Here is a 24,679-nt window from a genome sequence, read left to right as displayed (position 1 = left end):
CGCCCCCAGCGGCTACCTTGGAGCGCGTGCCCCACTCACGATCGGCCCGCCCGCCACGCATGCCCGCGGGCATGTCCCGACCCGGGGGCCGCGGCAGGCTCTTCAGGATCGCCGTGGCCTGCGCCGTGCTGCTCGCGGTCACCGCGTACATCGCGGTACGCGGACTGTCGGGGCAGGACGGCGCGATGTGCACCGTGCGCGCCACGGGCGACAAGGACACCGGCTCCGACACCTCCGGCGCGTCCGGCACCCCGGGCGGCTCCGCCGCCTCCTCCGACCCCGCGCAGACCTACGAACTCACCCCCGTGCAGGCCGCCAACGCCGCGACCATCGCCGCGGTCGCCTCCCAGCGCGGGCTGCCCGAGCGGGCGGTGACGATAGCCCTGGCCACGGCCATGCAGGAGTCGCAGCTGCGCAACATCGGCCACGGGGACCGCGACTCGGTCGGTCTCTTCCAGCAGCGCCCCTCGCAGGGCTGGGGCACTCTGGAGCAGATCCAGGACCCGGTCTACTCGGCGGACCGGTTCTACGACCACCTGGTGAAGGTCCCGGGCTACTCCCGGCTGCCGCTGACCGTCGCCGCCCAGCGGGTGCAGCGCAGCGGATATCCGCAGGCGTACGCCAAGCACGAGATGAACGCCACCCTGCTGACGGGTGCGCTCACCGGCCGCCGGCCTGCCGCACTCACCTGCACGACGGGCGGCCAGGGCACGGCCGAGCCGGGGAACCCGAAGGACGTACGCGAGCGGCTGGTGCGGGAGTTCGGCCGGGACGTGCTGGCCGATGGCACCGGCACACTGACCGCCCCGGCGGCGCGCGGCAGCGCGGCACACACCGCGACCCGCCCCGCGGCGCAAGCTCCCGCGCGTACCACCGCACGCGCTGCCGCCCGCACCACCGCGCGGGCCGAAGCGCACGCCGCCGCGCGGGCCGAGAGCGCGCCCACCGTCTCGGTGCCCGCACACGGCCGGCGCCAGGGCTGGGAGCTGGCCCACTGGGCGGTCGCCAACGCCGCCGGGCTGCACATCGAGCGGATCTCCTACGGCGGCTTCCTATGGACCGCCGAGCGCTCCGAGGACGGCTGGCGCAAGGTCGGTACGGGCGACGCGAAGAGCGGCGGGAGGGACCGCACCCGGGACGGTGCGGTGGAGCTGCGGCTCGTCACCGGTCACTAGTCCAGCCCTTCCCCCGCAAGGACGAAGCCGGTCCACAAGGGTGGACGTTTCTTCCCTCGCGCGGCGGTCGCCGCGAGGAGTGAACCCGTTCGGCGAATCGTGCCTGGCAGCGGCCCTTTCGGCTCCTCCGGTACAGGTCAACCGCCTGCGAGGAATGCCCAGTTTGACGGCTCGCGCGGCAAACCTGGATTGCCAATCCTTTACCCGCGTCCCCCGCAACCTCCATGGCACTTGGGCCGATAGGCACTGCGTCTGACCGGGGGACCCCGGCTGACACGCCAAGAACCCCTCTCCGTCAAAGGAGCACCATGTCCAACCCCCTCACGCGCCGGATCGCCCGCACCGCGCTGCTGACGGCAGCCGGCGCTGCCACCGTCGTCGGTGCCGCCGGAGCCGCGAGCGCCGTGGAACTGCCCGCGAGCCCCGTGGGCGGGGTCAGCAACCTGGACGGCGAGGGCGTCGGCAACACGCTGGACAAGACGGCCCGCGACACCACCACGCTCGCCGGTGAGACCGGCGGCGAGGCCGTCAAGCAGGCCGTGCCGGCTGCCGGCCGTACCGTGGGCAAGACCGGTAGGACCGTGGCCCCGGCCGCGCAGCACCTGGCGGGCAACGCCGTCGGCGAGGCCGGTGACGTGCTCGGGCAGGCCGCCTCGGCCGCCGCCGACACCCGCCTTCCCTCCACCACCAACCTCGGGGGGCTCCCCCTCGGCTGAGGCGTCCCCGGTCGAGGGGCGTTCCCCGCAGTGGTTGCCGGTCCCGCCCGTGCGGCCGGTCCCACTGCGCGGAGGCCACGAAGGGGCCGCCCGGACCTCACCGGTCCGGGCGGCCCCTTCGCATGTCCGCTACTCCCGCAGCCGAAGGGCGGCCGCGGCGACGCGCTCGTCCGTGGCGGTGAACGCGACCCGTACGTGCCGTGCCCCCGCCGGGCCGTAGAAGTCGCCCGGGGCGACGAGGACCCCGCGCTTGGCGAGGTCGGCCACGGTGTCCCAGCAGGACTCGTCCCGGGTGGCCCACAGATACAGGGACGCCTCGCTGTGCTCGATCCGGAAGCCCGCGGCTTCCAGCGCTCCGCGCAAGGCGGTACGCCGGGCGCGGTAGCGCTCCCGCTGTTCGGCCACGTGGTGGTCGTCGCCGAGCGCCGCGACGGCCGCCGCCTGTACGGGGGCCGGCGTCATCATCCCGCCGTGCTTTCGGATCTGCAGCAGTTCGCCGAGCACGTCGCTGTCACCCGCGATGAACGCGGCGCGGTAGCCGGCGAGGTTGGAGCGCTTGGAGAGGGAGTGGACGGCCACCAGGCCCGCGTAGGAGCCGCCGCACACCTCCGGGTGCAGTACGGAGACCGGCTCCGTCTCCCAGCCGAGCTCCAGGTAGCACTCGTCGCTGACGACCAGCACGCCGTGCTCCCGCGCCCAGGCGATGACGGCGCGCAGCTTCTCGGGGGGCAGCACCTGGCCGGTCGGGTTGGAGGGGGAGTTGAGCCACAGCAGCGCGAGCCCGGCCGGGTCCAGCTCCAGGGGGTCGTCGTAGGCGATGTGGTCGGCCCCGGCGAGCCGGGCGCCGACCTCGTAGGTGGGGTAGGCGAGCCGGGGGAAGGCCACCCGGTCGCCCGGGCCCAGGCCGAGCTGGGTGGGCAGCCAGGCCACCAGCTCCTTGGAGCCGACGACGGGCAGCACGTTCCGGTCGGTGACGTCCTGCGCGCCCAGTCGGCGCTCGCACCAGCCGGTGAGCGCGTCCCGCAGCGCCTGGGTCCCCCACACGGTGGGGTAGCCGGGGCTGTCGGCCGCCTCGGTCAGCGCGCGCCTGACCAGCACGGGTACCGGGTCGACGGGGGTGCCGACCGACAGGTCGACGATGCCGTCGGGGTGCCCGGCGGCGGTGGTCTTGTACGGCTCTAGCCGGTCCCAGGGGAAGGTGGGGAGGCGGTCGGAGACGGAGGGCATGGTGCTCGCTTTCCAAAAGACAGCCGGTTCTCGAGGACAGCCGACCGGTACGGCCCCGAACGCCGCAGTCCCGTACGACAGGACGCTGGCGTCGCCGTACGGGACTGCTGAGGAGCTACTCGTCGTGCCAGTGGCTCACTCGCGGGGTGCGCCCGTGGGTCACTCGTCGTGTTCCTGGGGCGGAAGCGCGGCGATGAGCGGGTGGTCCTTCTCGATCAGGCCGAGCTTGCTGGCACCGCCGGGAGAGCCGAGGTCGTCGAAGAACTCGACATTGGCCTTGTAGTAGTCCTTCCACTCCTCGGGAGTGTCATCTTCGTAGAAGATGGCCTCGACCGGGCAGACGGGCTCGCAGGCACCGCAGTCGACGCACTCGTCCGGGTGGATGTACAAGGACCGCTGGCCCTCGTAGATGCAGTCGACCGGGCACTCCTCGATGCAAGCCTTGTCCTTCAGGTCGACACAAGGCTCCGCGATGACGTAAGTCACGCTGTCGTTCCTCCTCGTTAGGGCTGGCGGGCCGGTGCCCGGCTCCGCCGCGGGCGCGCGGGAGCGCTCTTTCGCTTCGGACGGCGGCGATGCCCACACCTAGTATCTCCGTTCGCGGAGACAAGACGAACAGGAGGGGCGATCAGAACTGTGGAATTCACCACGGGCGGACGCTTGGAGGTCCGCATCACCCCTTCCGACGTGGGCAGACGTGTCTCGGTGCGGTCGTTGACGGCGGCGGGAGAGCCGCGCGGACGATTCACGGACACGCTCGGCATTCTCACATCGTGGACCGGGGGCGTGCTCAGGATCACCCGACGCGATGGTGAGCAGGTCGAGATCGAGGAGGCATCGATGGTCGCTGGAAAGGTCGTACCCCGCACTCCGGCGCGCCGCCGGGGGCTGCCCGCCGCCGATGTGGTGGAACTCGTCACCGTCGCCGCCAGGGGCTGGCCGCCGGTCGAGTCGGAGCAACTGGGCGGGTGGACGCTGCGGGCCGCGGGCGGTTTCACCTCGCGGGCGAACTCCGTGCTCGTCCTGGACGATCCCGGGCTGCCGCTGCAGGCGGCCCTGGAGCGGGTCACCGCCTGGTACGGCGAGCGCGGGCTGCCCGCGCGGGTGCAGATCGCCGCCGAGAAGGACGCGATCCTCGCCGGTCGGCTGCGCGAGCGCGGCTGGACGGCCGAGCGCCACGCGTTGATACAGGTCGGCGCGCTGGCCCCGCTGGCCGACAGGGAGCCGGACGAAAGGGTGCTGTTGCACCGCGCGCCGGACGAGCAGTGGGTCTCCCTCTACAACAGGGCGGACGACGGCGGGCTCTCGGACGCCGCGCGGAAGGTGCTGGCGGGCGGGCCCTCGGTGTGGTTCGCGACCGTGCTCGACGAGGACGGCTCCCCCGTGGCGATCGGGCGGTGCGTGGTGGACGGCCGCTGGGCCGGGTTCGCCGCGATAGAGGTCGCCCCCCGGCGGCGTCGGCAGGGGCTGGCGCAGGCGGTGACGGGCGAGCTGGCCCGCGCCGCGCTCGCCGAGGGCGCCTCGGCCGCCTATCTGCAGGTGGAGCGGGACAACGCGGCAGCGCGTGCCCTCTACGAGCGGCTGGGGTTCGCCGACCACCACGCGTACTTCTACCTCCGCGCCCCGCAGGACTGAGATGGGCGGCGGAAACGGTGTGGACGGCGAGGGTGTCGGCGACGAGGGGGCACGGAGCGCGGTCAGGCGGCGGTTCGCCGAGGCAGCCCGCGAGGAGCGCCCCGATCTGGCGCTGCTGTGCCTGCTGATCGGCGCGGAGGCGGCCCTCGGCACCCAGAGGAACGCGACCGGGGACGCGACCGGGGACACGACCGGCGAGCAGGAGCACACGGCGGACGACGAGTCGGCCCTCGACCGGATCGTGGACGAGGGGCAGGCGGAACTCGACCGGCTGGCCGGACTGTTGCCGTTCGAGCGCGGCCGTACCCCCGCCCAGTGGGCGCGCACGCTGCAGCAGGTGCTCGGCGAGGAGCAGGGGTTCGGCGGCTCCTCCTCGGACTACCAGCGGCTGGAGTCCTCGCTGCTGCCCGAGGTGCTGCGGCGGCGGCGCGGCCTGCCGATCCTGCTGTCGGTGGTCTGGACGGAGGTGGCCCGCCGCGCCGGTGCCCCGGTGTACGGGGTGGCGCTGCCGGGACACTTCGTGGTGGGTTTCGGTGACCCCGGCGCCTCCCATGTACTGGCCGACCCGTTCGCCGGAGGCAAGCAGCTCGACGAGGAGGAGCTGTCCGTCATGGTCGCCGGTGCCACCGGGGGGACGCCGCTGTCGGCTGCCTCACTGCGGCCTGCCGGACCGCTGGAGACCGTGCTGCGCATCCTCAACAACATCCGCGCCTGGGCCAGCCCGCGGCCCGAGCAGTCCGGTGTGCGTCTGTGGGCGGTCGAGCTGTCCCTGCTGCTGCCGCACCACCCGGGCAGGCTCCGCTTCGAGCGGGCGCAGCTCCTGGTGGAGCGGGGCGAATTCATCCGGGGCGCCCGGGAGATGGAGGAGTACGCGGATATCGTCGCGACGATGGAGCCCAACGCGGCGGAGAACGTACGCCGGGCGGCTCGGGCGGCTCGGGCCCGGTTGAACTGACGCCGCGGTGTCGGACTACAGCCAGCCCTTGTCGCGGGCGATACGGACGGCCTCGGTCCGGTTGCGGGCGCCGGTCTTCTGGATGGCCGTGGACAGATAGTTGCGGACCGTGCCGTGCGACAGGTGCAGCGCCGCGGCGATCTCGGCGTTGGCCGCGCCCTCGCGGGCCGCGCTCAGCACATCGCGCTCCCGGTCGGTGAGCGGGCTGGCGCCCTCGGCGAGCGCGGCTGCGGCCAGCCCCGGGTCGATGACGCGCTCGCCTGCCCGCACCCGGCGTACGGCGTCGGCGAGTTGTGCCGCGGGCGCGTCCTTGACCAGGAACGCGTCGGCGCCCGACTCCATGGCGCGGCGCAGATAGCCGGGCCGGCCGAAGGTGGTGAGGATGACGACCTTCAGCGAAGGGTGCGTCGCCCGCAGCCCCTCCAGGGCGTCCAGACCGCTCAGACCGGGCATCTCGATGTCCAGCAGCGCCACGTCCGGCCGGTGGGCCGCGACCGCGTCCAGCACCTCGTCGCCCCTGCCGACCTGGGCGACGATCTCGATGTCCGGTTCCAGGCTCAGCAGCGCGGCGAGCGCCTCGCGGACCATCGCCTGGTCCTCGGCGAGCAGCAGTCTGATCACCGCCTCAGGGTAGCGACGGCACGGTGGCGCACAGAGTGAAGCCCCCGTCCACGCCCGCCGAGGTCGACAGCGAGCCGCCGACCGGCTCCAGCCGCTCCCGCAGCCCGCTCAGCCCGTTGCCCTCGCCCGCACCGGTGGGGCCTTTGCCGTCGTCCGCGACGGTGAGCCGCAGGACCCGCCGACCGTGACCGCCCGGAGCGCCGTCGCCGTCGCAATCCCGCAGGGTCACCGTGCAGTGGGTGGCGCCGCTGTGCCGTACGACGTTGGTGACCGCCTCGCGCAGCGCCCAGGCCAGCGCCGCCTCCTGCTGGGGCGCCGGCCGTACGGGCGGCGGCCGGTGCGGCAGCTCGGCGACGACGCCCGCCGCCTCCAGCGCGGTACGGGCGCCCGCGAGTTCGACGGCGAGGGTGGGGCGCCGGTAGTCGCCGATCGCCTCGCGGACATCGACCAGTGCCTGCCTGCTGACGCGTTCGATGTCGGCGACCTGGGTGGCGGCCTCTTCGGGGCGTGCGGGCAGCATCCGGCCCGCCAGCTCGCTCTTGAGGGTGATCAGGGACAGCGAGTGCCCCAGCAGGTCGTGCAGGTCCCGGGCGAGACGCAGCCGCTCCTCGTTGGCCGCCAGCTGCGCCACCACCGCCCGGGTCTCGCGCAGCTCCCGCATCGTCAGGATCGTCTTGCGCGCGGAAATCAGCGCGAAACCGGCCAGCACGCAGGGGATCACGAGGCCGGACCATCCGCTCCACGTGGGCCGGGCCCCGAAGTCCGTACCGACCGCCACCAGCGCCAGCACGCACGCCGCCACGCCCGCCACCGCGTGCCGGGTGGGCAGCACGGCGCCGATCGCCACCGCGACGTAGACGAACAGCACCAGCCACAGCTCGCTCGCCGTGAGGGAGAGGACGAGGGCCAGGCCGTAGAGGAAGAACAGGAGCGGATACACCACCCGCAGGGGAAAAGGGGTCTTGATGTGCCGGTAGACGAGCGTGAGGTAGGCGGCGAGGAACGCCACGAACCCGGCCACCGCACCGGCGAGTGCCGGACCGCTGTGGTCGCCCGTCCACAGATCGCTCACCGGGCCGCTGAGGAAGACCATCCAGACGCAGATCATGGCGATCCGGAACCGCTTGCGGCGCCGGGTCTCCAAGGCGTCCCCGAAGGCCGGGACCCGGTCGCCCGCGCGGTTCGGCCGCAGGTCGTCCACGGCCGGGCCGGCGCCCTCTCCGGCCGCGGCCGGCCGCCGGGTGTCCGCCATGCCACGGTTCCTCATGTTGTGCGTGTCCTTACGTCGTACCTGGAGGCATCATGCCTTCCGGGTGTCCTTGCGGTAGAGCCAGGCGGCCACTGCGGCGAAGAGCACCAGATAGCCGAGCAGCAGCCCCGCGTCGGCCAGGTGCGGTGCCTCGCCGACCTCCACGGCCCGGCCCAGCCCGGTGTAGGCGTAGGTGGGCATCCATTCACCGATGTGCCGCACCCAGTCGGGGAGGCTCGACATCGGCAACCACAGCCCGCCGGTGAACGCCAGCCCGAAGTAGAACAGCATCGTGATCGGCCGCACCGCGTCCCCCGTCGCCAGATAGCCGATGGCCACCCCCAGCGCGGCGAAGACGAAGCTGCCGGCCCACGAGCACAGGGCGACGGCACCCCACTGCCACGCTGCCAGCCGTACGTCCATGACGGTGGCTCCGGTCAGCAGGACCAGCAGGATGGAGGGCAGGCTGACGGTGGCGGCCGAGGCGATCTTCGCGGTGACATAGCCGCGCCCCGGCAGCGCGGTGAGCCGCAGCTGCCGTACCCAGCCGGTCTCACGCTCCTTGGCGATGCGTTCGCTGTTGCCCATCAGCACGGCGGTCATCGCGCCGAAGGCGGCCATGGCGACCATGTAGTACAGCTTCAGGTCCACCGGCAGGCCCGGCATGTTCCCCGTGGTGTCCCGGCCCGCGATGATCACGTAGAGCACCGGCGGATAGATCACCGAGAAGAACATGAACTTCTTGTTGCGCAGCGAGCGCGTGATCTCCAGCTTGACGAGGGTCTTCACTTGGTGCCTGCCTTGTTCTCGGTCACCCGGTGGCCGGTCTCCTCGGCGCGGGTGGTGAGGGTGACGAACGCTTCTTCCAGGCCGAGCCCGGTGACCTCCAGGCCGCGCGGGTGGAGCCCCAGCGCGTAGAGCGCGTGCACGGTGGCGTCCGCGTCGGTGCAGCGCAGCCGTACGGTGGCACCGGCCAGGTCGAGTTCAGCGACTCCGGGCAGGGCACGCAGCTGGGCCTCCAGCACCCCGTCGGGCACCGCGTCCAGCGTGAAGCCGACCCGGCGCACGCCCGCCATGGCCTTGATCCGGGCTGCGCTGCCGTCGGCGAGCAGCCGCCCGCGGTGCAGCACCAGTACCCGGTCGGCGACCTCGTCGGCCTCCTCCAGGTAGTGGGTGGCGAACAGCACCGTGCGGCCCTGGGCGGCCTGCGCCCGCATGGCCGACCAGAAGGCGCGGCGCGCGGTGACATCCATGCCGGTGGTGGGCTCGTCCAGCACGATCAGATCGCTGTCCCCGGCCGTGGCCAGCGCGAACCGCACCCGCTGTTCCTGGCCGCCGGACAGCTTGCCCACCATCCGGTCGGCCAGCTCGGTGATCCGGGCGTCCGCCAGCACCTGTTCGGCCGGGTACCCCCGCGGGTGCAGAGCGCAGGCGAGCTCGACCAGTTCGCGGACCCGTACGCCCTCCATCAGCCCGCCGGACTGGAGCATGGCGCCCACCCGGCCGCCCGTCACCGCCTGCCGCGGTGTGGTCCCGAACAGCCGCACCCGGCCACCCGGGTCCGGGTTGCGCAGTCCGAGCAGCAGGTCGAGCGTGGTGGACTTGCCCGCCCCGTTGGGGCCGAGGAGGGCGACGGTCTCGCCGGGGTGAAGGCTGACGGTCAGTCCGTCGAGTGCCCGGACGGTGCCGTAGGTCTTACTGGCCGAAATGAACTCCACGGCGGGGGCCGTGGCGCGGGTCGATGTCATGCCCCCAAGACTCGCCGGAGACCGGGTGCCCGGGGCAGTGTCGGCAGTCGTGACCTGGGGCTGACAGATGTCACCTCCCCCGGGTGACAAGGGGCGTACGGACCCGGTACACGGGCCCGGCGCACGGGCCCATCGTGCGAGCCCGGGATACGAGCCTCGGCTACGAACCGGCGTACGAGACCGGGCGAGCAGGCACTCGCCGCCCGGACGCGCCCCGCACCGGTCGCCACGACCAGGGGCGCCCCGCCACCTCGGCGGGACGCCCCTGGGTCGGTCCGGTACCCGGCTCGGCGGGAGCCGGGGTCAGCGGGAGCGGGTCGCCGGGACCTCGGCGACGCGCTGGGCCGGCTCGGGCGGTGCCTTCTTGCGAAGGGCCTCCACCATGGCGGCCGCCGCGTGCTTCGGCGTCATCTTGACCGTCCGGGCGCCGCCGTCGACCACCACGTTGTCGAACGCCGAGCCGTAGGTCTCCTTCAGCTTCGCGGTGTCGATGACCGGCTGCAGCTTTCCGTTGCCGCTCGCCTGCATGGTGAGGAACTTGCCGATCGTCTTCTGGCTGTAGGGGACCTTCACATCCCCGGCCTTCAGATAGACCCAGCCGGACATCGCGGTACGGCCGAAACCGTTCACCGCCTTGTCCAGCTCGGCCTCGGTCACCTTGGGCTTGCGTACGGGGCCGGGCAGCTCGACCGGTTCGTTCTTGCCGGAGACGGCGCGCTGCACGAAGGCCTTCTTCAGCGCGGCGGGCGCCTTGTCGATGTCGACGACCTTGTGCGGGCTGCCCTCGACGGCGACCGCCTTGCCGCCCGTGAACTTGACCATGCCCTCGGACGGGGACTTCGCCTCGGCCTTGGCGAGGACGGGCTTGAGCGCGGCACGCACCTTGGCCTCGTCCACCTTGATGGTCGGCTCGGCCTCGCGGGTCCGGCCCATGAGGGAGCCGATGACGGAGACCGGGTTGTAGTCCCGGCCCGCGGCGGAGCGCACGGTCGCCTCCGTGTCGAGGGCGACCCCGGCGACGCTGGGCTTGAGCTCCGTCCGGCCGCCACTCGTCTCGATCTTGAACGGCTCCTTCGTCCGGTCGCCCAGTTCGGCGTCCAGCTTGTTGACGGCCTCGTGCTTGCTCAGCCCGCCGATCTCCACACCGAGCACCGTGGTGCCCTTGGGGACGTCCGCGTGGTCGAGCAGCAGCCCCGTGCCGTAGGCGACACCGAGGACGCCGACGACCGCGGCCCCGACGAGCACCAGCTTGGAACGGCCGCCCTTCTTGGCCGGCTTGGCGGCCTTCGTGCCGCTCTGCGCGGACGGCGCGCCGGGGGCTCCGGCACCGGGCGCGGGGGACGAGGGGCCGGGCGGCGGCACGCCGGGGCCGCCGGGCTCGCCCGGATCGCCCGTCTGCGGGACGCCGCTGACCATGGTGTCGCTCGACAGCCGCGCCTCGCTGCCGGGCGCGCCCGAAGGCTCCGCGCCGGCGGCTGCGAAGGGGCTCGCCCCGGTGCCCGCGCCCGGACCCGTGGTGGGCGTACCCGGGCGGTCAGCCGCACCGGCGCCCGGCACCATGGGCGTTCCGGACGGGGGCGTACCGCCGGGGCCGGCCCCGGGGACGCCGTGGGAGCCCGGACGGCCGTGGCCGAACGCGTCCGGTCCTGAGGCCCCCCGCCCCTGGTCGGCGCCGGGAGCGTGCGCGCCGGGAGCCCGGCCCGCACCGAAATCGGGGCCCGCGCCGGAGCCCTGAGCGGCGCCCGGTGCCGCCAGGGAGCCGGGGGCGGCGCTGCCCGGGGTGGGCGGTACGCGCATGTCACCGGTGGCCGGGCCCGTGGTGGGGCCGGCGGGCCCGCCCGGCGGGTTCTGCCCGAAGTGCGGCACGCCGTCGGGCGGCGTGTCGGTCGGGCCGGCTCCGCCCGGGAAGGCAGGCCCGGCTCCCGGCGCACCGGGAATCCCGTGCGTACCGGTCGACTCGGGAATCCCGTGCGTACCGGTGGACTCGGGAACCCCGTGCGTACCGGTCGACTCGGGCCCCGGCCCGGAGTAGTACGGCAGATCGCCACGGTCCCCAGCCCCGGCACCGGCACCAACACCGCCCCCACCGCCTGCACCGGGTGCCGCGCCGGAGCCGGGGCCACCGGCTGCCGGGCCGGACGGCGCCGACGTGCTCTTGGGCGGCTTGCGCGGCGCGAACCAGTCGCTGGTCCGCTGGGTGAACTTCTCCTCCGCCCCGGAGGCGTCGTCGGAGCCGGAGCCCGTTCCGCCGCCCCCGCCCACGCCCGCGCCCGCGGACGCCGAGGCAGCCGGCGGGGCTTCGGAGCCACCGCCCGGCGCGGGCGGGGGCACGGCGGCGGGGCCCGTGCCGCCCCCGGTCGCGCGCTTGCCCGCGCCGAGGTCCACGGTGCCCTTCGACTCCCGGCCGCCGGAGCCGTCCTCCGTTCTGTCGGACGTGCCCTCCTCGCCGTCGTCCGCCACCGGCGTACGCATCACCACGGGCGGAATCGGCCGTGAGCCGGGGATGTTGATGCGGATGCGCGTGGTGAGCGTCGTCTCCGTCTTCGGCTCGTCCGGCTTGGACCCGGCCGGAGGTGGGACATTCCGGTCGTCCTGGCCCGCGCCGGAGCCCGAGGCGCCGTACGGCTCGGTCCCCGAGGGGTACGACGAACCGCCGCGCCGCTTGGGCCCGGAGGACGAACTGTCAGTTTCACGACTCAAAACAGGTACTCCCGGATGGATTCGCCGTCTTCCTGTTGGCCTGAAGGCGGCTCGCCGGCGCGCACCACTGTACTTGGGGCACAGGGCACCGACCCCGCGACCACCGAATCGCCCCGGTGACGGTCCTCTCAGCGGTTTTTGCCGACGGGCACGGGGGGCGCGGGCAAGGCGATCGTGGTACACATCACAGCCGCGAGCATGCCGCCGAACAGGTAGACATAGCCGGCGATTCCCGCGGCGAACAGAAAGTCGCCCTCGGCCCGCGAGGGGGTTGTCAGCAGCACCGCGAGCACCCACCCGGCGCCCGGGGCCGCGGCCCCCACCTTCGTACGGCACAGGGTGGCGCCGCCCCAGAAGACCCCGACGGCGGCGGCCAGCGCCAGCAGCAGCCCGAAGGGGAACCAGCCGCCCTGCACCAGGGTTCCGGCGACGCCGGTCAGCAGTCCGAGGACGACCAGTACCGCGTAGACCGCGACCCTGGCCCCGAGCGCGCGGGGCCAGGCGCTCCGCTCCGCCGTGCCGTTGCCGCTCACCGCGCTCATGCGTCCACCTCCGCGAACAGGTCGTCGGCCCCGGCCGGCGCCGCACCGTCGCGGTCCGCTCGCTGGAAGAACTCCGTCCCGCTCAGCGGCTGGGCCAGCCCGTTGGAGAGCGCGAAGACCGGACCGCGGGAGGTGTGGCGTACGGACACCTGGGTCTCGTGTGCTGCCATCGCCCTCGCCTTCGCCGCCACGTACGCGTCGGCCTCCACCGTGACATCGACCTCGGCCGCGCTGTCCACCACCCCCGGGACATCGTCCGGCTGTGCGAAGCCCGTTCTGCCCGTGAAGCCCGGAAAGGGAAAGACCTCACCGTCGTCGTCGGCGGCATGCAGCCGGGCGAAGCCCTCATCGAGCACGGGGCGGGGCACCACGTTCCAGTAGACCCGCTGGACCCGGTGCGGCTCGCCCTGCGAACGGCCGTTCTTCGTGGCGGCGAGTTCGACGGCGCGCATGGCGACGCGGTGGGCCTTGATGTGGTCCGGATGGCCATAGCCCCCGTCGGGCCCGTAGGTGACGAGCACCTGGGGGCGTACCTCGCACACCACGGCGGCGAGCAGCTGCGCGGCCTCGTCCAGCTCCGCCTGCCAGAAGCAGCCGGGGCGGTCGTTGGTCGGGGCGCCCATCATGCCGGAGTCGCGGTAGCGGCCGGGGCCGCCGAGGAAGCGGTGGTCGGTGACGCCCAACGCGCGCATGGCCGCCGCGAGTTCACCGATGCGGTGCGGGCCCAGGGTGTCGTCCTGGTCGGGCGCCAGATGGGCCAGCCCGTCCGGGATGACCTCGCCCTCCTCCCCCAGGGTGCAGGTGACGAGGGTGACGTGGGCGCCCTCCGCCGCGTATTTGGCCATGGTGGCGCCGGTGGTGATCGACTCGTCGTCGGGGTGCGCGTGCACCAGCAGCAGACGGCGCTCGGGGGCGGCCGGTGAGCCGGGGGCCGCCCCCGGGGTAAACGCAGCGGTCATACCCCCGAGCCTACGACGGACGCCGTACCGGCAGCCGACGTGGCCGCTCCGGACGGCCGCGTAGGCGCGGGAGCGAGGAGAGACGGGATGCGGACAGGAACCGGGTCAGAACTTGAGCTCCCCGATCATCCCGGCGACGTTGGTGGTCAGGTCGTTGATGGTGGGGGCCATCGACGAACTGGCCAGATAGAAGCCCAACAGCACGCAGATCACCGCGTGTCCGGCTTTGAGCCCGGATTTCCTGACGAGCAGGATGACGATGATCGCCAGCAGCACCACCGCCGAAATCGAGAGTGCCACGGCGGTTCACCTCCAAGTACGCACGGTCGGTACGGGATCGGTACGGGTCACACGGACACGGCAGCACGCCTCCGGCATGGAGGAGCCACCGGCTTCATACCCAGCACTCACCATGCGCAACGGATCATAATTATCCGCACGACCGCACGGCTCGGTGCACAGGTGCAGAGGAGGGGCGCATATTCAGTTCCAGCCAACTGCACACCACCCGACGATCTTCCCGGAGGGCACCCGGAGCGGATCACAGCCCGGCTCAAGCGCAGTACGGTCGGCCGCATGGCTACGACTTTCCCGCGGCAGCACGCGCGTACCCACCGATTCACACTTGGCGCTCCGAGGTCCTTCACAGTTGCCCCAGACGGCTCACGAGTAGCCTTTTTGCGCTCCCGCAGCGGCTCTGACCTGGCCCACCTGCTGTGGGTGCGGGATGTGGCGAGCGGCGAGGAGCGGATCGCGGCCGACCCCGAGGAGCTGCTGGGCGGCGCCGCCGAGGAGCTGTCCCCCGAGGAGCGCGCGCGGCGCGAGCGGAGCCGCGAGGGAACCGCGGGCGTGGTCGGATATGCCACTGACAGTTCCATGAAGATGGCCGCTTTCGCTCTTTCGGGTCGGCTCTTCACCGCCGACCTGCTCACCGGGAAGGCGGCCGAGCTGCCGACACCCACCCCCGTGGTGGACCCCCGGCCCTCCCCGGACGGACGGCACGTGGCCTATGTGTCGGGCGGCGCGCTGCGGGTGGCCGCCGTGGACGGCGAGGACGACCGGGCACTGGCCGGGCCCGAGCCCGGGACCGTCACCTGGGGCCTGGCCGAGTTCATCGCCGCCGAGGAGATGTCCAGGACCCGCGGATACTGGTGGTCCCCGGGCGCGGACCGGCTGCTGGCCGCACGGGTCGACGACGCCCCTGTGCAGCGCTGGACCATCGCCGATCCGGCCAACCCGCAGCAGGAGCCGACCCGGGTCGCCTATCCCGCGGCAGGCACCCAGAACGCCGAGGTCACCCTGCATCTGCTCGGCCTCGACGGGTCCCGCGTCCAGGTCGACTGGGACCGCGAGCGCTATCCGTATCTGGCCCGGGCGCACTGGTCGTCCGCCGGTCCGCCGCTGCTGCTCGTCCAGAGCAGGGACCAGCGCGAGGCCGCGTATCTGACGGTGGACACCGCCACGGGTGCGACTTCCGTCACACTCGCCGAATATGATCCAATCTGGCTTGAACTCTTCGGCGGGGTCCCGGCGTGGGCGCCGGACGGCGAGCTCGTCCGGATCACCGACGAAGGTGGCGCGGCACAGGGCGACCGGGCCGACGCGGCACGGGGCGGCGGAGGCGCACGGGTGCTCATGGCGGGCGCACGGCGGCTCACCTCCCCGGCGCTGCACGTACGGGCCGTTCTCGACATCGGGGAGGAAGACGTCCTCTTCTCCGCCTCGGAAGGCGACGGGGGCGGTGCGGCGGACCGCCGCGCGCCGGGGGACATCGGGGTCTACCGGGTGCCGCTGGCCGGTGGCGAGCCGGTGCGGATCGCCGACGAGGAGGGGCCGCACCTCGCCTCCGCCGTACGGGGCGGCGGGACGCTGGTCCTGTCGACCGCGGCCCTGTCCGGGCCGGGTGCGCGGGTGGTGCTGCTGCGGGAGGCCGACTCGGCGCGGCTGGGCGCCATCGAGTCGTACGCCGAGACACCCGTGCTCAGCACCGCGCCTCGGCTGCTGCACACCGGACGGCGCCGTATCCCGGCCGCCGTCGTCCTGCCCTCCGGCTACCAGGAGTCGGACGGGCCGCTGCCGGTGCTGATGGATCCCTACGGTGGGCCGCACGGGCAGCGGGTCGTCGCGGCGCACAACGCGCATCTGACGGCGCAGTGGTTCGCGGACCAGGGCTTCGCGGTGGTCACGGCGGACGGGCGCGGCACCCCCGGCCACAGCCCCGGCTGGGAGAAGGCCGTCTCGCGCCGGATCGCCGCCGTCACGCTGGAGGACCAGGTCGAGGCGCTGCACGCGCTCGCCGAGGACTTTCCGCTCGACCTGTCCCGGGTCGGCATCCGCGGCTGGTCGTACGGCGGTTATCTCGCGGCGCTGGCGGTGCTGCGGCGACCCGACGTCTTCCACGCCGCGGTCGCCGGAGCACCGGTGACGGACTGGCGGCTGTACGACACCCACTACACCGAGCGGTACTGCGGCACCCCGCAGGAGGACCCCGACAGCTACGCGGAGGCCTCACTAATCACCGACGAGGGGCTGTCCCTGGTGGACGAGGACAGCCCCCATCGGCCGCTGATGATCATTCATGGGCTCGCCGACGACAACGTGGTGGTGGCCCACGCGCTGCGGCTGTCCTCCGCGCTGCTGGCTGCGGGCCGCCGCCATGAAGTGCTCCCTCTCTCGGGGGTCACCCATATGGCAAGCGGCGCGGCGGTCGCGGAGAACCTGTTGCTGCTGCAGGTGGACTTCCTGAAGCGGTCGTTGGGGATCGCCGACTGACCGAGGAGGGGCTGCCCTGTCTGTGCGCTGCGGGCCGCAGGTGCTCCCCCAGCCTTCGGCCGGGCGGTACCCCCCGTGGTTGCTCGCGCAGTTCCCCTCCCCGGCAGGGCGAAGCCCTAGTGCGAACTGTCCTCCATCGCCTGGAGCGCCTTGTCCATGACGACGGCCTCCTCACGGGCGGCGGTCGTGGGCTCCTCGGGGAAGTGGCAGGCCGTCAGATGGTCCGGCTCGTTCCCGGGGAGCCGGACCAGCGGGGGCTCCTCGGTGGCGCACTTGTCCTGGGCCTTCCAGCAGCGGGTGCGGAAGCGGCAGCCCGAGGGCGGGTTGATCGGCGAGGGCACGTCGCCGGCCAGCCGGATCCGCTCCCTGGCCTCCGGTCCCTCCGACGCCGCCTCCTCGTGCAGCACGGCTTCCGGCACCGCGGACAGCAGCGCGTGCGTGTAGGGGTGGCGGGGACGGTTGTAGATCGCCTCGCGCTCACCCACCTCGACGATCTTGCCGAGGTACATCACCGCGACCCGCTCGGAGAAGTGCCGCACGATCGCCAGGTCATGGGCGATGAACACAAAGGCGATGCCCATGTCGCGCTGCACCTGCTGGAGCAGGTTGACCACCTGGGCCTGGATGGAGACGTCCAGCGCGGAGACCGGCTCGTCGGCCACGATCAGTTTGGGCTCCAGCGCGAGCGCGCGGGCCACACCGATGCGCTGGCGCTGACCGCCGGAGAACTCGTGCGGGAACCGGTTGTAGTGCTCGGGGTTGAGGCCGACGGTCTCCAGCAGCTCACGGATGCGCTTCTCCCGCCCGCCGGGCGGGTTGATCCCGTTGACCTCCATGGGGCCGCCGATGATGGTGCCGACCGTATGCCGCGGGTTGAGCGACGAGTACGGGTCCTGGAAGATCATCTGGATCTCGGAGCGGACCGGTGCCAGCTCCTTGCGCGACGCGTGGGTGATGTCCTGCCCCGCGTAGGTGAGCTTGCCCGCGGTGGGCTCCAGCAGCCGGGTCAGCAGCCGCCCCGTGGTGGACTTGCCGCAGCCCGACTCGCCGACGAGCCCGAAGCTCTCGCCCGCGCGCACGGACAGGTCGACACCGGAGACGGCCTGGACCTCGCCCACCTTCCGCTTGAAGGGGAAGCCACCCATGATGGGGAAGTGTTTGGCCAGGTTCTCGGCCTGCAGCAGCGGCTCCCCGGTACGCGCCGGCCGAGTGTCCTGCGGTTCGCCCTCGCCGGGCTCGGTCAGGGTGAGGTCATCGCTCATTGGTCTGTTTCTCCCTCTGCCTGTCCTAGCTCAGCCTGGGCTTGATCTGCTCGACGAAGAACGTCCGCTTCTGCTCCGCCGTCAGATGGCAGGCGGCACCCCGGCCGTCCGGCAGCGGCGGCCGGTCGGCCGTGCAGGACTTGCCGGCGACCTCGTCCACGAAGCCGCAGCGCGGGTGGAAGGGGCAGCCGGGCGGGGGTGCGAGCAGGCTGGGCGGGGAGCCGTGGATCGGTGAGAGCTCCTCGTTGACGTTCCCGGTCAGCCGGGGCATGGAGGTGAGCAGGCCCCAGGTGTACGGGTGCTGCGGGGAGCGCAGCACCTCGGAGACCGAGCCGCGCTCGACGGCCCGCCCGCCGTACATCACCAGGATGTCGTCGGCGACGTTGGCGATGACTCCGAGGTCGTGGGTGATGAAGACGATCGCGGAGCCGAACTCCTGCTGGAGGTCCTTGAGCAGGTCGAGGATCTGCGCCTGCACGGTGACGTCGAGCGCCGTGGTGGGCTCGTCCGCGATCAGCAGGTCCGGGTTGCACACCAGCGCCATCGCGATCATCGCGCGCTGCCGCATACCGCCGGAGAACTGGTGCGGGTAGTCGTTGACCCGCATCTTGGGGTTCGGGATGCCGACCTTGTCCAGCATCTCGATGGCCCGCAGATGCGCCTCGCGCTTGGAGACGCCCATGTGCTTGCGGTACGGCTCGGCGATCTGCCGCCCGATCGTGTAGTACGGCGAGAGGGCGGTGAGCGCGTCCTGGAAGATCATCGCCATCTTGTTGCCGCGCAGCGCCTCCAGGGTCTTCTCCCGGGCGCCCGTCAGCTCCTGGCCGTCCAGCATGATCTGCCCGGAGATGTCGGTGGTCCGCGGGTTGTGCAGGCCCAGGATGGACAGGTTGGTGACCGACTTGCCGGAGCCGGACTCACCGACGATGCCGAGGGTGCGGCCGCGTTCGACGTCGAAGGAGAGCCCGTCGACTGCCTTGACGGTGCCGTCCTCCGTGTCGAAGTGCACGTACAGGTCGCGCACCGAGAGGAAGGCGTCACCGCCGCCGTCACGCGGGGCCGGTACGTCGGCTTCCTTGGTCAGGGTGGTCATGTGCCGGTTCTCCTAGGACAGCCGCACGCGCGGATCGATGAACGCGTAGGCGGCGTCCACGACGATGTTGAAGAGGATGATGAAGGTGGCCGCGAAGAGCATCACGCCCATCACCATGGGCAGATCGGTGTTCTGCACCGAGTTGACCGCGAGAGTGCCGAGCCCGGGCAGCGAGAAGGTCCACTCGGTGATCATCGCGCCGCCGAACAGCGAACCGAGGTCGACACCGAAGATGGTGACGATCGGGATCAGCGAGCCGCGCCACGCGTAGCGGAAGAAGACGTACTTGCCCGACATGCCCTTGGCCCGGGCCGCTCTGACGTGGTCCTCCTGCAACTGTTCGATCATCGAGGACCGGGAAAGACGGGTGTAGTTCGCGGTGAAGATGATCTGGACGACCATCCAGGGGATCAGCAGTCCCATGAACCAGCCGGCCGGATCCTGGGTGAGCGGGACGTACTTGGGCTGGTCGAGCAGCTCCAGGTTGTAGACCACCAGCGCCAGCACCAGCGGGCCGATGAAGTAGATCTGCATCGAGGAGAGCACCAGCGACATCGAGCTGAACGCCTTGTCGATGACGGTGCCCTTCTTCCAGGCGGCGATCATGCCGGCGCCCAGACCGATGGTCAGGAAGACCACGGCACCGCCGACGGTCAGCGAGACGGTGGTGGGGAAGCGGTCCAGGATGGTCTGCCAGACGGGGTCCTGGTTGGCGAAGGAGTAGCCGAAGCACGGTGCCGGACAGTCCCCCACGTTGAACTGGCGTCCGGCGACGATGCCGACCATGAAGTGGAAGTACTGGACCGGGACCGGCTCGTCGATGCCCATGTTCTTGCGGATGACCGCGAGCGCGTCCGGCGTGCAGTTCTTGCCGCAGGCCAGCGTCGCCGGGTCCCGTGGGACGGCGTAGAAGAGGAAGAAGGTGACGGCGCTGATGATCAGCAGGATCACCACGGCGCCGAGCGACCGGCGGATGAGAAATCGCAGCATGACGGAACGCAGCTCTCGTGCGACAGCGGGATCGAGACGTACGGGACGGAACCGGGGCGGGTCGCCCGGGGCTCCGCCGCCCGGCCTCGACGGGCCGGGCGGCGGAGTCGGCGCCTGGGGCGCGGTGCGTTACTTCTTCACGTAGAGCGACGTCGGGTTGAGGTCGTGCAGCCGCTCGTCGAAGTAGGCGCCACCGATCTTCGAGCCGGAGATCTGGATGGCCTTGTAGTAGTGCATGGGCACGGCGGGGACGTCCTCGACGAGGATCTTGTCCGCCAGCTTCTGCCACTCCTCGGCGGCCTTGTTCGCGTCGGACATGGCGCGGATGCGGTCCATCTCCTTCTCGAACTTGGGGTTCTTGTGGTGCGAGTAGTTCGCGGAACCGTCCTGGACCTGACGCCCGTCGAACAGGTTCGGAACGACGGTCGAGGAGCTCGGCCAGTCGGCACCCCACGAGTTGTGGTAGATGTCGTAGCCGTTCTTGACCTTGCCGATCTGGTCGTAGTACGTGTCCGCGATGATGTCCTTCTTCTGGACGTTGAACCCGGCCTTCTCCAGGTTCTGCGTCGCAGCCACCGCGAACTGCTGCCACTCGGGAGCGTTCTGGTAGGCGAAGGTGAGCTTCATGCCCTTCTTGCCGGACTCCTTCAGCAGCTTGGCCGCCTTCTTGACGTCACCCTGCGGGTTCTTCAGCTTGTTGAAGGGGTCGGTCTTCTTGTGGCCGACCAGCGTCGGGCTGATGTAGTTGCCCGCCATCTCACCGCCGCCTGCGCCACCGAAGGCCGAGACGATGGACTGGTTGGGGATCGCGTAGGCGATGGCCTGCCGGACCTTCTTGTTCTTGATCCGGTCCATGTTGATGTTCAGGTAGCTGACGTAGGACTGGAAGCCGCCGACGGTCCGCTTCTTGATCTCCGGGTCGGTGCGCACCTTCTGCAGGCTGGAGGCGTCGACCTGGTTGGTGAAGCTGGTGGCGGTCTGGTTCTCACCCGCGTCGGACATCAGCCGCTTGGTGGAGTCCTCGAAGGAGACACCGAACTGGATGTTGAACGCGTCCGGGTACTGGTTGCGCGCCGGGTCCGTCTTCGGGTCCCACTCGGGGTTGCGGACCAGTTTCATGCTCTTGCCGGACTTGAACGAAGCGATCTTGTACGGGCCGGAGCACAGCGGCTTCTTGTCGTACTTCTCCTTGGTGTCCTTCTTCTCGGACACCACCGCGTAGCCGGCCATCGCCAGCGCGTAGGGCAGCTCGGCCTGCGGCTTCTTGAAGTGGAAGACGATGGTCTTGTCGTCCGGCGTCTCCAGGACGCTGTCGGGCAGGTGCTTGCCCTTGTAGGGGCCGTCCTTGAGCATCTTGCGGTAGTCGGTGCCACCGGTGTCGGCCAGCCACTGCTGGACGAAGGTGGGGCCCTCGGTGATGAACGGGGCGAACGTGCGCTCGATGGTGTGCCGGACGTCCTTCGAGGTGATGGTCGAGCCGTCCTCGAACTTGATGCCGTCCTTGAGCTTGTACGTCCAGGTCTTGCCGCCGTCCGACTTCTTCCCGCTGTCGGTGGCCAGGTCGCCGACGACCTCGTACTCGTCGTTGCTGACCTTCTTGTAGGTGGTCAGACCGCGGTGGATCAGCGTGGCGAGCGCGCCCTCGTCGCTGACGTAGATCTGCGCGGGGTCCAGATGCGCGAAGCTGTCGCGCTGCAGCACCTTGATGGTCCCGCCCTTGCGGCCGCCCTCGACCTCCTTGGCCGGGCCCTTGGACGCGGCTTCGTCGGCGAAGGTGTAGGAGACGTCCTGGCCCTGCTGCTTGGCCTTCTCCTCCTTCTCCGTGTCGTCGCCTCCGCCGCCGCTGCTGCACCCGGTGAGGAACAGCGCTCCGGCGGCGAGCGCCGCGAGGGAGGCACGCGCCGTGCGTATGCTCACTCTGCTCATGGTGGTGTCTGCACCTGCCTGTCGGTTGTCCGTCGCTGCCTGACTGATGCCGTACGGGGTGGCAGCACCCCCCACCACTCGGTCGCGCCTGGCCCTCATCGGCCCGACTTGGGATCGAATGCGTCCCTGACCGAGTCTCCGAGCAGGTTGAAGGCGAGGATGAAGATCACCATCGCGCCGCCCGGGAAGAACATGTAGGTGATGTCGCTCTGGTAGATCTCGGCGCCCTTCGCGAACATCCGGCCCCAGTCGGGGGTGGGCTCCAGCAGACCGACACCGAGGAACGAGAGCCCCGCGATGGCGGTGACGTTATTGGGCAGCATGTAGGTGGCCTGCACCAGAATGGGCGTGACGAGGTTCGGCAGCAGCTCCTTGCGGACGATGCGGCCCGACGGGGTGCCGGCGACCCGCGCCGCCTCGATGAATTCCCGTTCCCGCAACGACAGCGTCTGGCCGCGCAACAGTCGTGCCAGCGTCATCCAGCCCAGCAACCACATCACGTAGACGAGCACGCCGGCCCGCAGCCAGGTCGGCATCTCGTCCCGCGGGTCCACCAGCAGCGCCCCGACCACCGGCGTGAAGGCCACGAAGAACAGCTGGTTGGGGAAGGACATCATCAAGTCGGTGAAACGGCCGAGGAAGTAGTCGACCTTGCCGCCGAAGTAGCCCCCCGCGACGCCGATGATGATGGCCGTCAGCACCGACAGCAGAGTGATGATCACCGCGAGCGCCAGCGAGTTGCGGATTCCGTAGAGCAGCTGGGTGAACACGTCCCGGCCCAGCCCCGGCTCCAGCCCGAACCAGAACTCGCCGTCGATGCCGCCGTTGGGCTTCACCGGGTAGAAGTTCTCGTTCAGCAGACCGGGCCTCAGCTGCCCGTACCGGGTGTAGGGGTCCTTGCCGTAGAGCCAGGAGATCACCGGGGCCAGCGCCGCGATCAGGAAGAAGGCGAGCACGATGCACGCCGAGATCACGCCGGTGCGGTCGCGCTTGAAGCGCATCCACATGAGCTGGCCGGGGGATCGGCCCGCGAGTTCGGCCTCCTTGGCAACTCGCGTAGAACTCAGACCGGGGTCGTCGGGACCAGGGGTGTCGGCCCCGGCTGCCGCAGCCTGGGAAGTACTCGTCATCGCGTGTGTGCTCCCGCGCTCAAATCTCGCCGGAACCCGAATCGTTGGGCGTGATGCGGGTGGGTTGAGCCGGACTTTCGCAAGCCAATTACGTGGCAGTCAAGAGGTGTTGGCCAGGCTGGCCGCCCACCGACGCTTTCTTGAGCGAACGTTGCGCAGATCGAGGTCGCAACGTGCTTGACATCACAGCTGCCGAGCGGACATAGCATAATAAGTATCAAGGAAACGCCTTAACGAACCCGCAACACGGTCGACGTCTCACCGATATCCGAAGCTGCCGCTGCGAAGTGCGTACGGCGCGCAACTCCCCCGTGCGGCTGGTTTGATGGCGTTCCCATGCGCGAGCGGTGTGCGCCGTGCGAACATGGGCGCGCGGTCGCATCGGCGTGCGTCGCGGCACCGGGGGGCGCTTGTAGCCGCACGGCGATCACAGGTAGACACGGGTGGATCTGGGACGTCGCGACACCGCACACACGGGGGGCCGAGCATGGGCCAGGACAGGACGCTCGCGCGCGGCGCGCGCGCCTTCGGAGCACTGCTGACAGCCGCGCTCGCGCTGATCAGCCTGGCCTGGATCATCCGGGACTTCACCCAGGCCCGCGAGGTCGTCGACGTCTGGTGGAACTGGGCAGGGCTGCCGGCCCGCGCCGAGGACGGCGTGTGGGTCACCTCCTTCCTGGAGCCGACGCTGCTGCTGCTGTACTCGGTCGCCGCCGTGACCGCGTTCCGCTCCTCCTCGTCCGCGGCGATACTCACCTGCACCGGTCTGCTGACGGTGGCCGTGCGTACGCCCGGCCTGTGGAACCTCAACGCCGACTGGATGCAGGGCGTCTCGGACGGACTGCTGAGCAAGGTCCTCTTCAGTACCATCGCTGCGGTCGTCATCGGTGCCGCGCTGATCGTCACCGCCGTCGTCGGCCGCCGCACGGCCCCGCCCCTCTCCGGCGGCTACGGCTACGGCGGCCCGTCCCGCTCCGACCCCGCCGACGAGCCCCCTGCCGGCCCCACCAGGGGCGGCGCCGTCGCCGCCTTTCTGCTGCTGGGCTCCGGCGGTGTGGTGCTCGCCGCATGGGAGATACGCGCCTGGAACCAGTACGGATGGGACCGCTACGAGCAGACGCTGACCGGAGAGCGGGCCATCGTACGACTGCTGGACGCACCCTCCGGTTGGGTGCTGTGGGCCGTCGTCCTGCTCTGTCTGGTCACCGCCGTCGCGGCGCTGGCGGGTGTCCCCTTCTCCCGGCCCCTCGGCCTGATCACCACCGCCCCCCTGCTCGGTATCGGCCTGTTCGCCGTGGCGTTCGGTATCAAGACGGAGCTGTTCGAGCACTTCGGCGATCTCGGCTTCGAAGCCCAGCTTCGGGTGCTCACCAGCGCCTTCGAGGTCGTCACCGGCTGCGCCGTACTGCTGTCCCTCTCCCGCGGCGAGCAGCGTGACTCGCACACCCTCTCGCAGTACCGGGGCGGCACCGCCCGCTACGGAACCTCTCCGCAGACCTGAGGGCCCGCGCCGCTCTCAGCCGGCCACCGGCGGTACCACCGCGGCCCGTTCGGCGGCGAAATGGCAGGCCGAGGGGTGGTGCACCGGCTGCTCGGGGAGGGTGTCGGCGAAGTTCTCGGGCACGGCCAGGGCCGGCTCCTCGACCACGCAGCGCTGCTGGGCCTTCCAGCAGCGGGTGCGGAAGTGGCAGCCCGAGGGCGGGTTGGCGGGCGAGGGTACGTCGCCTTCCAGCACGATGCGTTCCCTCCCGGCCTCCGCCTCCGGGTCGGGGACCGGGACGGCCGACAGCAGCGCCTGGGTGTAGGGGTGGGTGGGGTGCTCGTAGATCTCGGTCTCGGTGCCGATCTCCATGATCTTGCCGAGGTACATCACGGCCACCCGGTCGGAGATGTGGCGGACGATGGACAGGTCGTGGGCGATGAACATGCAGGAGAGCCCGAACTCGTCCTGCAACCGCTCCATCAGATTGACCACCTGG

22 protein-coding genes are annotated in these 24,679 nt (G+C 71.2%); 6 read left to right on the top strand and 16 right to left on the bottom strand.

The window, feature by feature from the left end; genetic code table 11:
- Positions 1 to 59 precede the first annotated feature (59 nt).
- The gene (locus JW613_RS11510; RefSeq protein WP_443742840.1) at positions 60 to 1,175 is read left to right on the top strand and encodes a VldE C-terminal domain-containing protein; all 1,116 of its coding nucleotides are present in this window, start codon (positions 60 to 62) and stop codon (positions 1,173 to 1,175) included.
- Positions 1,176 to 1,483: 308 nt separating this feature from the next.
- Positions 1,484 to 1,891: an ATP-binding protein gene (locus JW613_RS11505; RefSeq protein WP_209210719.1), complete on the top strand. Its 408-nt coding sequence runs from the start codon at positions 1,484 to 1,486 to the stop codon at positions 1,889 to 1,891.
- Between the two features lie 129 nt (positions 1,892 to 2,020).
- On the opposite strand, the gene dapC is transcribed toward JW613_RS11505, so the two are convergent.
- Both dapC and fdxA read right to left on the bottom strand, forming a co-directional pair.
- A complete protein-coding gene (gene dapC / locus JW613_RS11500) occupies positions 2,021 to 3,118 on the bottom strand; it encodes a succinyldiaminopimelate transaminase (RefSeq protein WP_209210718.1) in 1,098 nt (365 codons plus the stop codon).
- A 159-nt stretch (positions 3,119 to 3,277) separates the two neighbouring features.
- Positions 3,278 to 3,604: a ferredoxin gene (fdxA, locus tag JW613_RS11495; RefSeq protein ID WP_016469573.1), complete on the bottom strand. Its 327-nt coding sequence runs from the start codon at positions 3,602 to 3,604 to the stop codon at positions 3,278 to 3,280.
- Positions 3,605 to 3,754: 150 nt separating this feature from the next.
- Between fdxA and JW613_RS11490 the strand changes: the two genes are divergently transcribed.
- On the top strand, positions 3,755 to 4,753 hold the full coding sequence (locus JW613_RS11490) for a GNAT family N-acetyltransferase (protein WP_209210717.1): 999 nt from the start codon (positions 3,755 to 3,757) through the stop codon (positions 4,751 to 4,753).
- A gap of 1 nt (position 4,754) precedes the next feature.
- Positions 4,755 to 5,708 carry a transglutaminase-like and tetratricopeptide repeat-containing protein gene (locus JW613_RS11485; RefSeq protein ID WP_209210716.1) on the top strand — a complete coding sequence of 318 codons (954 nt, stop codon included), beginning with the start codon at positions 4,755 to 4,757 and terminating at the stop codon, positions 5,706 to 5,708.
- Positions 5,709 to 5,723: 15 nt separating this feature from the next.
- Here JW613_RS11485 and JW613_RS11480 read toward each other — a convergent pair whose 3' ends face one another.
- The 8 genes from JW613_RS11480 to JW613_RS11445 form a co-directional block, all read right to left on the bottom strand.
- A complete protein-coding gene (locus JW613_RS11480) occupies positions 5,724 to 6,329 on the bottom strand; it encodes a response regulator transcription factor (protein WP_209210715.1) in 606 nt (201 codons plus the stop codon).
- Positions 6,330 to 6,333: 4 nt separating this feature from the next.
- On the bottom strand, positions 6,334 to 7,581 hold the full coding sequence (locus JW613_RS11475; protein WP_209210714.1) for a sensor histidine kinase: 1,248 nt from the start codon (positions 7,579 to 7,581) through the stop codon (positions 6,334 to 6,336).
- A 48-nt stretch (positions 7,582 to 7,629) separates the two neighbouring features.
- On the bottom strand, positions 7,630 to 8,367 hold the full coding sequence (locus tag JW613_RS11470; RefSeq protein WP_209210713.1) for an ABC transporter permease: 738 nt from the start codon (positions 8,365 to 8,367) through the stop codon (positions 7,630 to 7,632).
- On the bottom strand, positions 8,364 to 9,326 hold the full coding sequence (locus tag JW613_RS11465) for an ABC transporter ATP-binding protein (protein ID WP_209210712.1): 963 nt from the start codon (positions 9,324 to 9,326) through the stop codon (positions 8,364 to 8,366). The genes JW613_RS11470 and JW613_RS11465 overlap by 4 nt, the downstream gene beginning before the upstream one ends.
- Positions 9,327 to 9,629: 303 nt before the next feature.
- On the bottom strand, positions 9,630 to 12,026 hold the full coding sequence (locus tag JW613_RS11460; RefSeq protein WP_209210711.1) for a peptidoglycan binding domain-containing protein: 2,397 nt from the start codon (positions 12,024 to 12,026) through the stop codon (positions 9,630 to 9,632).
- A 128-nt stretch (positions 12,027 to 12,154) separates the two neighbouring features.
- Positions 12,155 to 12,568, bottom strand: a complete 414-nt coding sequence (locus tag JW613_RS11455; RefSeq protein ID WP_099883859.1) for a DUF6113 family protein — start codon at positions 12,566 to 12,568, stop codon at positions 12,155 to 12,157.
- Positions 12,565 to 13,527, bottom strand: coding sequence for an N-acetyl-1-D-myo-inositol-2-amino-2-deoxy-alpha-D-glucopyranoside deacetylase (mshB, locus tag JW613_RS11450; RefSeq protein WP_209210710.1), 963 nt, complete (start codon positions 13,525 to 13,527; stop codon positions 12,565 to 12,567). The genes JW613_RS11455 and mshB overlap by 4 nt, the downstream gene beginning before the upstream one ends.
- A 105-nt stretch (positions 13,528 to 13,632) precedes the next feature.
- On the bottom strand, positions 13,633 to 13,827 hold the full coding sequence (locus tag JW613_RS11445) for a hypothetical protein (RefSeq protein WP_099883855.1): 195 nt from the start codon (positions 13,825 to 13,827) through the stop codon (positions 13,633 to 13,635).
- A 276-nt stretch (positions 13,828 to 14,103) separates the two neighbouring features.
- Here JW613_RS11445 and JW613_RS11440 point away from each other — a divergent pair, with 276 nt between their 5' ends.
- Positions 14,104 to 16,299 (top strand): S9 family peptidase, encoded by a 2,196-nt coding sequence (locus JW613_RS11440; RefSeq protein WP_209210709.1) that lies wholly within the window; start codon positions 14,104 to 14,106, stop codon positions 16,297 to 16,299.
- Between the two features lie 116 nt (positions 16,300 to 16,415).
- Here JW613_RS11440 and JW613_RS11435 read toward each other — a convergent pair whose 3' ends face one another.
- The 5 genes from JW613_RS11435 to JW613_RS11415 all read right to left on the bottom strand — a co-directional run bounded on the left by JW613_RS11435 (position 16,416) and on the right by JW613_RS11415 (position 22,700).
- Entirely contained in the window at positions 16,416 to 17,561 is a 1,146-nt protein-coding gene (locus JW613_RS11435) for an ABC transporter ATP-binding protein (protein ID WP_209210708.1), read from the bottom strand.
- Between the two features lie 25 nt (positions 17,562 to 17,586).
- Entirely contained in the window at positions 17,587 to 18,654 is a 1,068-nt protein-coding gene (locus JW613_RS11430; RefSeq protein WP_209210707.1) for an ABC transporter ATP-binding protein, read from the bottom strand.
- A 12-nt stretch (positions 18,655 to 18,666) separates the two neighbouring features.
- Entirely contained in the window at positions 18,667 to 19,644 is a 978-nt protein-coding gene (locus tag JW613_RS11425; protein WP_209210706.1) for an ABC transporter permease, read from the bottom strand.
- 129 nt (positions 19,645 to 19,773) lie between these two features.
- Entirely contained in the window at positions 19,774 to 21,570 is a 1,797-nt protein-coding gene (locus JW613_RS11420) for an ABC transporter substrate-binding protein (RefSeq protein ID WP_209210705.1), read from the bottom strand.
- 95 nt (positions 21,571 to 21,665) lie between these two features.
- A complete protein-coding gene (locus JW613_RS11415; protein WP_245225428.1) occupies positions 21,666 to 22,700 on the bottom strand; it encodes an ABC transporter permease in 1,035 nt (344 codons plus the stop codon).
- Between the two features lie 487 nt (positions 22,701 to 23,187).
- On the opposite strand from JW613_RS11415, the gene JW613_RS11410 reads away from it, so the two are divergent.
- A complete protein-coding gene (locus JW613_RS11410) occupies positions 23,188 to 24,201 on the top strand; it encodes a hypothetical protein (RefSeq protein WP_209210704.1) in 1,014 nt (337 codons plus the stop codon).
- A 15-nt stretch (positions 24,202 to 24,216) separates the two neighbouring features.
- Here the strand turns inward: JW613_RS11410 and JW613_RS11405 are convergent.
- Positions 24,217 to 24,679, bottom strand: a 463-nt coding sequence (locus JW613_RS11405) for an oligopeptide/dipeptide ABC transporter ATP-binding protein (protein WP_209210703.1), incomplete at its 5' end; no start/stop codon positions are given.

This window comes from Streptomyces smyrnaeus, from assembly GCF_017676345.1.
GTDB classification, from domain to species: Bacteria; Actinomycetota; Actinomycetes; order Streptomycetales; family Streptomycetaceae; genus Streptomyces; species Streptomyces smyrnaeus.
Note: the sequence above shows the minus strand (reverse complement) of the source record. Positions and strands in the feature narration are given on the sequence as shown.

Coding starts and splice junctions, on each gene's coding strand:
- JW613_RS11455 (WP_099883859.1), bottom strand. CDS start 12,568: ATGAGCGCGGTGAGCGGCAACGGCACGGCGGAGCGGAGCGCCTGGCCC.
- JW613_RS11435 (WP_209210708.1), bottom strand. CDS start 17,561: ATGAGCGATGACCTCACCCTGACCGAGCCCGGCGAGGGCGAACCGCAG.
- JW613_RS11465 (WP_209210712.1), bottom strand. CDS start 9,326: ATGACATCGACCCGCGCCACGGCCCCCGCCGTGGAGTTCATTTCGGCC.
- JW613_RS11415 (WP_245225428.1), bottom strand. CDS start 22,700: ATGACGAGTACTTCCCAGGCTGCGGCAGCCGGGGCCGACACCCCTGGT.
- JW613_RS11420 (WP_209210705.1), bottom strand. CDS start 21,570: ATGAGCAGAGTGAGCATACGCACGGCGCGTGCCTCCCTCGCGGCGCTC.
- JW613_RS11475 (WP_209210714.1), bottom strand. CDS start 7,581: ATGGCGGACACCCGGCGGCCGGCCGCGGCCGGAGAGGGCGCCGGCCCG.
- JW613_RS11440 (WP_209210709.1), top strand. CDS start 14,104: ATGGCTACGACTTTCCCGCGGCAGCACGCGCGTACCCACCGATTCACA.
- JW613_RS11510 (WP_443742840.1), top strand. CDS start 60: ATGCCCGCGGGCATGTCCCGACCCGGGGGCCGCGGCAGGCTCTTCAGG.
- JW613_RS11425 (WP_209210706.1), bottom strand. CDS start 19,644: ATGCTGCGATTTCTCATCCGCCGGTCGCTCGGCGCCGTGGTGATCCTG.
- JW613_RS11485 (WP_209210716.1), top strand. CDS start 4,755: ATGGGCGGCGGAAACGGTGTGGACGGCGAGGGTGTCGGCGACGAGGGG.
- JW613_RS11505 (WP_209210719.1), top strand. CDS start 1,484: ATGTCCAACCCCCTCACGCGCCGGATCGCCCGCACCGCGCTGCTGACG.
- mshB (WP_209210710.1), bottom strand. CDS start 13,527: ATGACCGCTGCGTTTACCCCGGGGGCGGCCCCCGGCTCACCGGCCGCC.
- dapC (WP_209210718.1), bottom strand. CDS start 3,118: ATGCCCTCCGTCTCCGACCGCCTCCCCACCTTCCCCTGGGACCGGCTA.
- JW613_RS11430 (WP_209210707.1), bottom strand. CDS start 18,654: ATGACCACCCTGACCAAGGAAGCCGACGTACCGGCCCCGCGTGACGGC.
- JW613_RS11410 (WP_209210704.1), top strand. CDS start 23,188: ATGGGCCAGGACAGGACGCTCGCGCGCGGCGCGCGCGCCTTCGGAGCA.